Annotated in this window: 8 protein-coding genes; all 8 read right to left on the reverse strand. The window is 38.8% G+C overall.

What is annotated here, in order from left to right; genetic code table 11:
• Positions 1 to 5: 5 nt before the first annotated feature.
• The 8 genes from ccdA2 to M594_RS06180 all read right to left on the reverse strand — a co-directional run bounded on the left by ccdA2 (position 6) and on the right by M594_RS06180 (position 10,781).
• On the reverse strand, positions 6 to 713 hold the full coding sequence (ccdA2, locus tag M594_RS06145) for a thiol-disulfide oxidoreductase-associated membrane protein CcdA2 (protein WP_173876248.1): 708 nt from the start codon (positions 711 to 713) through the stop codon (positions 6 to 8).
• A gap of 164 nt (positions 714 to 877) precedes the next feature.
• Positions 878 to 1,738 carry a methionyl aminopeptidase gene (locus tag M594_RS06150; protein ID WP_000631543.1) on the reverse strand — a complete coding sequence of 287 codons (861 nt, stop codon included), beginning with the start codon at positions 1,736 to 1,738 and terminating at the stop codon, positions 878 to 880.
• A 15-nt stretch (positions 1,739 to 1,753) separates the two neighbouring features.
• On the reverse strand, positions 1,754 to 3,031 hold the full coding sequence (gene spxR, locus M594_RS06155; RefSeq protein WP_023942527.1) for a CBS-HotDog domain-containing transcription factor SpxR: 1,278 nt from the start codon (positions 3,029 to 3,031) through the stop codon (positions 1,754 to 1,756).
• Positions 3,024 to 3,575, reverse strand: a complete 552-nt coding sequence (locus M594_RS06160) for a GNAT family N-acetyltransferase (protein ID WP_173876249.1) — start codon at positions 3,573 to 3,575, stop codon at positions 3,024 to 3,026. Before M594_RS06160 ends, spxR begins: the two co-directional genes overlap by 8 nt.
• Positions 3,576 to 3,590: 15 nt before the next feature.
• On the reverse strand, positions 3,591 to 4,850 hold the full coding sequence (locus M594_RS06165) for a UDP-N-acetylglucosamine 1-carboxyvinyltransferase (RefSeq protein WP_049510548.1): 1,260 nt from the start codon (positions 4,848 to 4,850) through the stop codon (positions 3,591 to 3,593).
• Positions 4,851 to 5,026: 176 nt separating this feature from the next.
• Positions 5,027 to 6,532, reverse strand: a complete 1,506-nt coding sequence (gene pyk / locus M594_RS06170) for a pyruvate kinase (protein ID WP_173876250.1) — start codon at positions 6,530 to 6,532, stop codon at positions 5,027 to 5,029.
• Between the two features lie 58 nt (positions 6,533 to 6,590).
• Positions 6,591 to 7,598, reverse strand: coding sequence for a 6-phosphofructokinase (gene pfkA, locus M594_RS06175; protein WP_000820860.1), 1,008 nt, complete (start codon positions 7,596 to 7,598; stop codon positions 6,591 to 6,593).
• Between the two features lie 81 nt (positions 7,599 to 7,679).
• A complete protein-coding gene (locus tag M594_RS06180) occupies positions 7,680 to 10,781 on the reverse strand; it encodes a DNA polymerase III subunit alpha (RefSeq protein ID WP_173876251.1) in 3,102 nt (1,033 codons plus the stop codon).
• Positions 10,782 to 10,916 lie beyond the last annotated feature (135 nt).

Consider the following 10,916-nt stretch of genomic DNA (forward strand, 5'->3'; position numbering starts at 1 on the left):
CTCCTTTATTCAAAAATTCCAGCTAGAACATTTACTTGTCCTAATAGTAACAAAATTCCCATTAAAATAATAAGGAAACCACCAATTTTCTTCAGTAACATCATATGACGTTTGATTTTACTAAAATAAGGCATCACTACACCAGAAGCTAGAGCCAAAACCAAGAAAGGAATAGCCATCCCTAGAGTATAAATCAAGGTATAGATAGCTCCTTGCCAGGCGCCATTGCCTCCAGAAGCAGCAAGTGCTAAAACAGAACTTAAAACTGGACCAATACAAGGCGTCCAACCAAAGCTAAAGGTAATACCAAGTAAAAATGCTGACCAATTACGATTAGAATCTGATTTCTTAAAAGTAAAGCTTTTTTGAACTTCTAATTTCTTAAAATGAAAAATTTCCATCTGGTGAAGGCCTAAAATGATGATAATCGTTCCCATGGTATAGCGAAACCAATTGGCGTAGAGAATATTACCAAGGTAACCAGCACCAAATCCTAAGATAAAGAAAATGAGAGAGATACCTGCAATAAAGCAAAGCGTTCGAATCAAACCTGACCAAGCGACTTTTCTTCCAAACAGAGAGAAGCTTTTTGCACTTTCCTGATCATCCAATAAAATTCCAGCATAAACTGGTAACAGAGGAAAAATACAAGGGGAAAAGAAGGACAAAATCCCTGCTAAAAAAACGGAGATTGAAAATAATATCGTTTCCAATAAAAAACCTACTTTCTTAAGAATTTAAACCTATTGTACTATAAATGTTAAAATTTGTATCAAGTTTGCTACGGTTAGCTGTATTTACTATGATGTTAGAAAAAAGAAAAAGATTGAAGAAAGTTGTCCAAGTCAACTTTTTCTTCAATCTGCCTTTAGTTATTTTAATAAGTCCCTTCTTCACCTTGGCTAGTCAAAATAACAGGACCATCTTTCGTAATCACGAATTGGTGTTCATATTGGCAAGATAGGCCACCATCAATGGTCTTATGGGCCCAACCGGTCTTCATATCTGTATCAATTTCCCAATCGCCTGTATTGATCATTGGTTCAATAGTCAAGACCATTCCTTCACGAAGACGGAGTCCACGACCTGCAATACCATAGTTGGGAACCATTGGCTCTTCGTGCATGGTTGGGCCAACACCATGACCAACCAAATCACGCACTACACCGTAACCACGACTTTCAGCGTATTCTTGAATAGCCGCACCGATATCACCGATACGATTTCCAACAACAGCCTGCTCAATCCCCTTATACATGGCTTCTTTAGTTACATCCATCAAGTTTTTCACTTCTTCGGACGGTGTACCAACAGCATAAGCCCAACATGAGTCTGCTAAACCACCAGAATAGCTCTGAGTGTATTTTTTCATTTGTTCCACATTGTTGAAGTTTAATTTTGAGACATTCAGATCAGATTTGGCAATTGGACCTCCCAAAACCATATCAACCTTGAGCAAATCACCATCTTTTAAGATATAGTGACGAGGGAAAGCGTGAGCCACTTCATCATTAAGAGAGCAACATGTAGCATAAGGATAGTCCATCATGGCACCGTCAACCCCAATCTGAAGCGGAAGGAAATTTTCTTCCTTACAACGACGACGAACATACTCTTCTACTTCCCACATATCTACGCCAGGCTTAATCAAATCACGTAAGCCGATATGAATACTTGCTAGAAAATCACCAGCCTTATCCATAGCTTCAATTTCACGAGCTGATTTTAATGTTATCATTTTTTCTCCTAGTTTCTAATTAATTTTAACAGTCACATTTGCTTTTGAAACAATCTGATGACCATGATAAATATCGTAGTCAATAATAGCTGACCGTCTCGTATGATGAATAATGCGTGCTTGAATTCGCAATATATCATCTATCTGAACAGCCTGCAAAAAGTAGATTAGCATCTGCTCGATAATGAGATTGCGGCCACTATTAACAACCAAATCTTGAGTCATATGGGTCAAAATTTCTGCCAATACACCATTAGCCAAAACACCGTTCTTCTCAAGCATAAAGGGTTCCACTGTGATGACTACTTCATCATGGTGATAAGAGAGTTTTTGTCCAATCTGCTCAGAAAAAGTTGGTAGAGCAGAAACTTGGGAACGACTCATCTTCTCCATGACATCTCGTCGTGTCACAACTCCAAGCAAGGTTTGATTATTTCGAACAACCGGTACCATTTCAAAGTCTTCAGCAATCATACGTTGACTCACATTAGCAATATTTGTCGATAATCCAACTAAAAATAGACTACGAGACATGACCTTATCAATTGTAGTACTTGGTGACTTATCACCCGCATCTCTCATAGTAACAACCCCAACAACGACCTGATGTTGATTGATAACAGGAAAACGGCTGCTACGATTCTTACGTACCAAGTCCAAATAATCTTTAACTGTATCTGTCTCTCTCAGAAAACCATATTCATGACTCGGACGATAAAGTTTCTCAACTGTCAAAATATCAGTCTTAATTTGGACATTTGACAAGGCTTTATTGATCATAGTCGCAACGGTGAAAGTGTCATGCTTGCTTCTTAAAACAGGAATTCCTTTTTGATTAGCCAGTTTAAGCACATCATCATGAACCTGAAATCCACCTGTAACCAGAACTGCATTTTCATTTTCCAATGCTAACAACTGAATACGGGTTCGATCTCCGACAATCAAGAGTCCCCCATCATGAAGGTAAGATAAGATATTTTGCTCAGTCATGGCACCGATTGAGAACTTACTAAATTCTCTCTCTAAACCTTCTTGACCAGCTAGAACCTCAGAAGAAGTCACTTCTGCAATTTCAGCAAAAGTTAATCTCTCTATAGCAACTTTCTGAGATTTAACACGGATAGTACCACTTCTTGGGCGAGTCTCTACAATTCCACGGTTTTCAGCTTCCTTGATAGCCCGATAGGCCGTTCCATCACTGACTCCTAGATGGTTGGAAATACTTCGAACACTGACTCTTTTACCAACGGGTAATTCTTCCAAATAGCTTAGAATTTCTTGGTGTTTACTCATTAATTTCTCCCTTTACAAAGCGAAACTCAAGATAATCTCGCATTTTCCTTGTATAGCGATCACTTCCTTTAAACTGACGAATCAATCGAAATCCAGACTTAATAGCAACCCGTTGACTAGCTTCATTTTCAAGGTGGGTAATGATGAATAATTGTTTTAAACCAAGTTCCTCAAAAGAAAGTTGGCAAAGTTTTTTAACAACTTCTGTCATAAAACCTTTAGACCATGAATCTTTTCTCAAAAAATAACCGAGTTCTGCTTCTTTTTTTATTTCATCTAGCTTTTCAAACTTAATTGAACCAATCATTTTTTCAGTTTTCTTATCACAAATAGCCCATACCCCTAAAGGAGCCTTCATAAAATAATTGGCCAGTGCATATTGACTTTCTTCTGGACTAGCTTGACTTGGAAAAATGAATTGTAAATTTTCTGGATTTGAAGCTATCTCATGGAAGTCCTTACTATCACTAAAAAAGAAAGGACGCAAATACAAGCGATCCGTTTCAAAAAAAGAAAACATTGCTAATTTGGTCCAAATATTCATAAACACCCCTACGGTTTATTCTTCAACAAGTGTAATATCCGCTCCTAGATTACGTAATTTTTCAATAATATCAGAATAACCACGTAAAATGAACTCAATATTTGTAATTTCAGTTTTACCTTCAGCCATCAGTCCAGCGATGACAAGTGCGGCCCCAGCTCTAAGATCAGTAGCTTTTACATTTGCACCACGTAAACTACGGCCACCAGTATATAAAATATGGTCGTTTGTAGTCGTAATATCCGCATCCATCTTTGCTAGTTCAAAAACATGGTTTACACGTTTTTCATAAATGGTATCAATAATGGTACCACGCCCCTCTGCTGTTAACAAGAGAGGAGTAATTGGTTGTTGCAAGTCAGTAGCAAAGCCTGGGTAAGGAGCTGTCTTAATATTGATTGCTTTCAAATTAGACTGTTCTTCGACAAAAATACTGTCTTCAGATACAGTCATTCTCACACCCATCTCTTCCAACTTAGCGATGAATCCTTCTAAGTGTTCGTATAATACATTGTTGATACGAATTCCCTTACCGACTGCAGCAGCTAAGGAAATGTATGTTCCCGCTTCAATACGGTCTGGAATCACCTGATGACGAGTTCCATGTAGTCTTTCAACACCATCAATAATGATGATATTGGTCCCAGCACCACGGATATGGGCTCCCATATTATTCAAAAGTGTCGCAACGTCAATAATCTCAGGTTCACGGGCTGCATTTTCAATAATCGTACGACCATTTGCTTTAACAGCAGCAATCATCGTATTTATCGTCGCACCCACGCTAACCGTATCCATGTAAATACTTGCTCCATGAAGTCCTGTATCTTTAGCAGATAACTTCATATTATCTCCCTCGTAGCTAACAGTTGCTCCCATAGCTTCAAAAGCCTTAAGGTGTAAGTCAATAGGGCGAGGTCCCAAATCACATCCACCAGGTAAACCAACAGTAGCTTCACCAAAGCGACCTAAAAGACTTCCATAAAAATAATAAGATGCACGAAGACTATTGATTTTTCCATAAGGCATTGGAATATTTTGAACACCTCTTGGATCAATCTCTAACACATCGTCATAACGCTTAACGGTAGCGCCCATCAATTCCATAATTTCGACAAGACTTGCCACATCCGAAATATCTGGAACACAATCCAAAGTCACAACATCATCTGCCAAGATAATAGCTGGAATCAAAGCTACAACACTATTTTTTGCACCACTAATGGTAATCTCACCTTGCAGGGGCAAGCCACCATTGATAACAATTTTTCTCATTTTAAATTTTTAATACTCTTTCAAAATTTCTAAAAAGGTCTTTCCAGTCTATTATACCATAAATTTTAATATTTTCCCATTGCTCTTATTAAAATCATCCCCTTTTTGCCCCCTAATACAAAAAAGCCCATCATACATGCTAGAAAGCTTGATATGATAGGCTATTTTTCTATTAATTAACGTACTGTACGGATACGCATTGTGTTTGTACGAACAGCTTCTCCAAGTGGTACACCAGCTACGATAACGATATCGTCACCTGATTGTACAAGACCTGCTTCAACTGCTTTACGTTCAGCAATTTCGAACATATCATCAGTTGAAGATGGAGCATCTGTCAACATTGGGATAACACCCCAGTTCAACATCAATCCACGTTCTGTCAATTCGTCGAAGGTCAATGCCAAGATGTCAGCATTTGGACGGTATTTAGAGATCAAACGTGCAGTGTGACCTGTCTTAGTAAGAGTTACAACCAATTTGATATCCATTGAGTTAGTAGCATCTTTAACAGCTGAAGCCATTACTTCTGTCTTAGAGTTACGTTCAAATGAATCTGAGTTCAAACGTCCGTATTCGTTAAGAAGAGTTTGAGCGTTCTTGTCAATTGTAGCCATTGTAGTTACTGACTCAAGTGGGTATTTACCATTTGCAGACTCACCTGAAAGCATTGTTGCGTCAGTTCCATCGATAACAGCGTTAAATACGTCTGATACTTCTGAACGAGTTGCACGTGGTTTTTCAGTCATTGTTTCAAGCATGTTTGTTGCAGTGATAACAACTTTACCTGCAGCATTGACTTTAGTGATAATCATTTTTTGGTAAACTGGAACCATTTCGAATGGTACTTCGATACCCATGTCACCACGAGCGATCATGATACCATCAGCAGCTTCGATGATTTCATCCAAGTTATCGATACCTTGTTGGTTTTCGATTTTAGCGAACAATTGAACATGTCCATTTCCAGTTTCTTCACAGATTGCACGAACTTCGTTCACGTCTTTAGCAGTACGTACGAATGAAATCGCGATGAAGTTGATACCTTGTTCAAGACCGAAGCGGATATCATCGTTATCACGATCAGCAAGAGCTGGGAAAGGAATTTTAGTGTTAGGAATGTTAACACCTTTTTGTTTAGCAATTACGCCATCGTTTTCAACTTCAACTTCAAATTCACGAGTTGCATCATCTTTAGCAACCACACGAAGACCAAGTTTACCATCGTCAACCAAAACTTGACGACCAACTTCAACATCATCATAGATATCAAGAGCACCAGCAACGTTCAATGCGATTACATCACGAGTTGATTTGATTCCTTGCTTAGTCGCAACACGAATTTTTTCACCAGTTGTGTAAGAGTACTCTTTTGCATCTCCTTCAAACAATTCAGTACGGATTTCTGGTCCTTTTGTATCAAGAAGGAAACCAACTTTTTTACCTGCAAGTTTTTCAGCAAGTTTAACAGTTGCCATACGGTCACCTTGTTCTTGGTGGTCACCGTGTGAGAAGTTGAAACGGAATGTATTAGCACCAGCTTCAATCAATTTAGCAATGTTTTTAGCTGAAGCTTCAACATCAAGTTTTTCACCCCAGTATCCGTCATCACCGAATTTTTTACCACCACGGATTTCTACCGCAGGTCCCAAAGTTGCAACGATTTTTACACGTTTGTTCATGATTTTTGTGACTCCTTTATATATATGACCTTTTTGGTCTTATTAACTAAATTATAAATTATGACAAGCTCTTATTCAAGCTAGATAGCTCAAGGTCAGCCTTGTGTGGATTGTTAACCACAATCTTACCATCTGCAGTAAGGCTAAACAATGCTCCTTCTTCTGCAGTTCCAAGAATTGGGTTTTCAACCATTTTCTCGTTACGGATACCAACCGCAACACCACCGATACCTTCTTTAAGAAGTTTAACAGCATGCGCACCCATACGTGACGCCAAAACACGGTCGCGAGCAGTTGGAGAACCACCACGTTGAATATGTCCAAGTTCTGTTACACGAAGGTCGCTCGTATCTCCAGCTTCTTTTAGTTTTTGACCAAATTCAGCCGCTGACATCACACCTTCAGCCAAGACGATAATGTTGTGTTTTTTACCACACTCATAACCACATTTAATGCTTTCTACGATATCTTCAATCTTGAAGTCTTCTTCAGGAATGATGATTTCATCAGCACCAGTTGCAATACCAGCCCAAAGAGCGATATCACCTGCATTACGTCCCATAACTTCGATAACAAAAGTACGACGGTGACTTGATGATGTATCACGAATCTTATCGATAGCATCCATAGCAGTTGTAACCGCTGTGTCAAAACCGATTGTAAAGTCAGTACCAACGATATCGTTATCGATTGTACCTGGAAGACCGATAGCTGGGAAGCCATGTTCAGTCAAACGCATAGCACCGTGGTAAGATCCGTCACCACCGATAACAACTACACCTTCAATCCCGTGTTTTTTCAATTGCTCAATTCCTTTAAGTTGCCCTTCAAGTTGAGCGAACTCTGGGTAACGAGCAGAGTGAAGGAAAGTACCACCACGAGAAATGATGTCTCCTACTGAAGCAGCATCTAGGGGATGAATTTCACCAGCAACCATTCCAGCATATCCATCATAGATACCAAAAACTTCCATTCCTTCTGAAATTGCTTGACGAACAACTGCGCGGATAGCAGCGTTCATACCAGGGGCGTCTCCACCACTAGTCAAAACAGCAATACGTTTCATTTAGTTTATGCTCCTTTTTCTTTTAACATTCCTACTGATTATATCACATTTAAATGGAAAATTCTTCTATTTTCCGTAATTTTAGTGATAAATCGTTTTCATAGCAATTTTATCCAATTTCGCTTCTAATTCATTGGATTTAGTCACAAAATATTGGGAAGAAACAATTGTTTTCTGTTCCTCTTCATACCTGATGATGACTGGGATTGAGCCTTTATACTGGTCTAAGATATTTGAAATTTCTTTATCATATTCATGATTTTTAACCTGAATCCAGAATCGTTCAGCCACTGCTTCTTTCAAATCTTGTGCAATCATTTGCAGACGGTCATCTCTTGATTGAATCTTACCGTTGATGTAGTAGAACTTTCCTTCAGATAGGAGAGAGGAAAATTTTCGATACTGATCTGAAAATACTGTAACATCCATCCGAGACTTACTGTCGTGAACCTGTAGAAAGGCCATATTCTCGCCTTTTTTAGTTCGAATTACTTTTATTTTTTGCACTTCAACTAGAAGAGTTGCATTTGCTCCCTCAATAAGATTAGCAATTGGGGTTGTCGGATATAGGGATTGTTTAGCGAGAGTTTGTAGAGGATGGGCACTGATACCTACCCCAATCAGTTCTTGTTCCTTGTAAAACTTCTCTGCCTCTGTTAAATCATCAGCCTCAGTCCAACTATAATTTGTATCTGCAAAGAGCCCACCCAACTCCTCAACGAAAACAAATAAGTTAGGTAGGTTCACTAAAATCTTCTGGCGATTTTTGTCAAATTCATCAAAGAGCCCCAGTTCAACTAAAGGCGTCAAAAGTGAGAGTTTCTTGTAATTCTTAGGAAGACGTGTGACGAAATCTTCAATACTTGAGAAAGGACGGTTTTCAATAATCCAATAAGAAAAATCTCTTGGCATCCCCTTAATCGCTTTCAAACCTAGGTAAATTTTCTTTTGAACAATCTTATCATGATAGGGAATACTATTAATCGCTAAAGGTGCCACTTCAAATCCCATCTGCAATGCATCTACAATATAATCACTACTTGAATAATTCAACATGACTTGAAAGAAAATAGCAGGATAGTGCGTCTTGAAATAAGCAAGTTGGAATGCCAGTGCTGAGTAAGCATAGGCGTGGGATCTATTAAATCCATAACCTGCAAACTTTTCCATCACTGTAAAAACTTGTTTAGCTTTCTCTTTTGAATGACCGAGTTTAACTGCACCAGTGATAAAATCTTCCTTCATCAAATGCATCTCTTTAGCATTTTTCTTACCCATGGCACGTCTGAGAATGTCGGCTTTACCAAGACTGAATCCTCCAAAGCGCTGAGCTACCTGCATAACTTGCTCTTGATAGAGCATGATACCGTAAGTTGATGACAGGATGTCCTCCAAGGAAGGATCTAGCACCGTCACTTTTTCTTTGCCATTCTTGCGAGCCACAAAATTGTCGATATAATCACTAGCACCTGGTCTGTTAAGGGATGTTGTTGCCACCACTTCTTCGAAGACTTGTGGTTTGACCCGTTTCAAGAGCCGAATGGCTCCAGATTGTTCAAATTGGAAAATCCCTTTCGTATTTCCAGCTGCAAAGAGAGCCAAGGTTTCTTTATCTTCCAAATCAATCTCTTCGATTTTGAGATGAACACCCTCTGACTCCGCAAGTAATTCTTGCATTTTTTGTACGAAAGTCAGGTTACGTAAACCAAGAAAATCCATTTTTAGAAGTCCATTAGCTTCAACACCATGAGCATCATACTGGGTGATGAGCATATCCTCACCATATTTTAGAGGAATATAGTCTGTCAAGTCTTGGTCACTCATAACGACTCCTGCCGCATGGATAGAGGTCTGACGAGGATAACCTTCAATCTTTCGAGCAATATCAAAAGCTTTTTGGTACTCAATCTTACTATTTATGACCTGTCTAAATTGCAAATTCTTTTCATAGGCCGTCGTTAGCGTATCTCGAAAACTGATTTTTTTCGTAATATTTGTTAATTCGTACTCTGGAACACCATAGCGTTTGAAAACATCACGAATTGCCTGTTTTGCTCCAAAGGTCGAATAAGTGACAATCTGCGCCACGTGTTGACTGCCATACCGATCACGAACATAACGAATGAACTCTGGTCTATAAAGGTCTGGAATGTCAATATCAATATCAGGCATGGTATATCGTTCACGATTAAGGAAACGTTCAAAAATCAGATTTTTCTCTACAGGGTCAATCCCTGTGATATCAAGTGAGTAGGCGACCAAACTACCCACAGCAGAACCACGCCCCATTCCCATATAGTAGCCTTGGGAACGTCCAAAACGTAGCAAATCCCAAACTACAAGAAAATAGTCGTCAAATCCCATATCATGAATCACAGCTAATTCCTCATTCAGTCGCTCATGATAGATAGCTGAGGTTAGTCCCTTGGCTATCAGTCCCTGCTCAGCCCTCTCTCTAAGTTCTTCTACTGCAGGTCTTTCAGGGTTAAAACGAGGGAGTTTTAAACTTGGATCAAGTTGGTAGCTAACATTTCCTATCAAACCTTGGAGATTGGCAAGCGCCTGAGGAAAGCGATTTTTAAATATTCCTTCTAATTCTGAGGCTGGTAGAAAGAACCCTGGTTGTGAATGCACATCCACTTCTCTCAGACTGATATTATCTTTGACTGCCGACAAGATTTGCAAAACCTGTATATCTTCTTTCTCAAAAGAGTTGACCTGATACAGTGGAAGAATAGGTTTGGTAAAGACTTCTTGGTGAGTATCGGGACTAACCCCAATAAAATAATCATGACCTAAATCCAGCTGATCGATTCCATCAAAATAAGAAACAATAACAGCAACATCCTCAAGGTGACTGGTAAAGTCAGACCAATTTTTTCGTCCCGTCATTTTTAAAGTGGATAACTTCATCAACTCTTGGTAACCTTTAGTAGATAGAGCTAGAAAACGGAAAGAGATCGCTTTCTCGTCTATAATCAAGGTCATTTCAAGACCAATTAGAGGTTGGATTCCATATTTTCGAGTCACTTCTAAAAAATGATAGGCTCCATAGAGATTATCCACATCCATAATAGCAAGGTGAGAATAACCATAGTTTTTAGCTATTTGTACATATTTTTCAATCGAAACTACACTTTCCATAAAACTATAAACTGTTTTGGTGTCAAGTTGTGCAATCATGAACTCACCTCTCCTATTTTGATATACTTCTATTATACCATTTTACACCCCATATTTCTTAATCAGTCCATTAAGTACGAACTGATCATCCTTATCCAATTCTAAACAGTAGTATAAAACAGATTCTACAAAAAT

It is taken from the genome of Streptococcus mitis (genome assembly GCF_013305725.1).
GTDB classification, from domain to species: Bacteria; Bacillota; Bacilli; order Lactobacillales; family Streptococcaceae; genus Streptococcus; species Streptococcus mitis_BO.

Bases quoted from the DNA above. Each gene is read 5' to 3' on its own strand.
- M594_RS06150 (WP_000631543.1), bottom strand. From the start codon at position 1,738: ATGATAACATTAAAATCAGCTCGTGAAATTGAAGCTATGGATAAGGCT.
- spxR (WP_023942527.1), bottom strand. From the start codon at position 3,031: ATGAGTAAACACCAAGAAATTCTAAGCTATTTGGAAGAATTACCCGTT.
- M594_RS06160 (WP_173876249.1), bottom strand. From the start codon at position 3,575: ATGAATATTTGGACCAAATTAGCAATGTTTTCTTTTTTTGAAACGGAT.
- M594_RS06165 (WP_049510548.1), bottom strand. From the start codon at position 4,850: ATGAGAAAAATTGTTATCAATGGTGGCTTGCCCCTGCAAGGTGAGATT.
- pyk (WP_173876250.1), bottom strand. From the start codon at position 6,532: ATGAACAAACGTGTAAAAATCGTTGCAACTTTGGGACCTGCGGTAGAA.
- pfkA (WP_000820860.1), bottom strand. From the start codon at position 7,598: ATGAAACGTATTGCTGTTTTGACTAGTGGTGGAGACGCCCCTGGTATG.
- M594_RS06180 (WP_173876251.1), bottom strand. From the start codon at position 10,781: ATGATTGCACAACTTGACACCAAAACAGTTTATAGTTTTATGGAAAGT.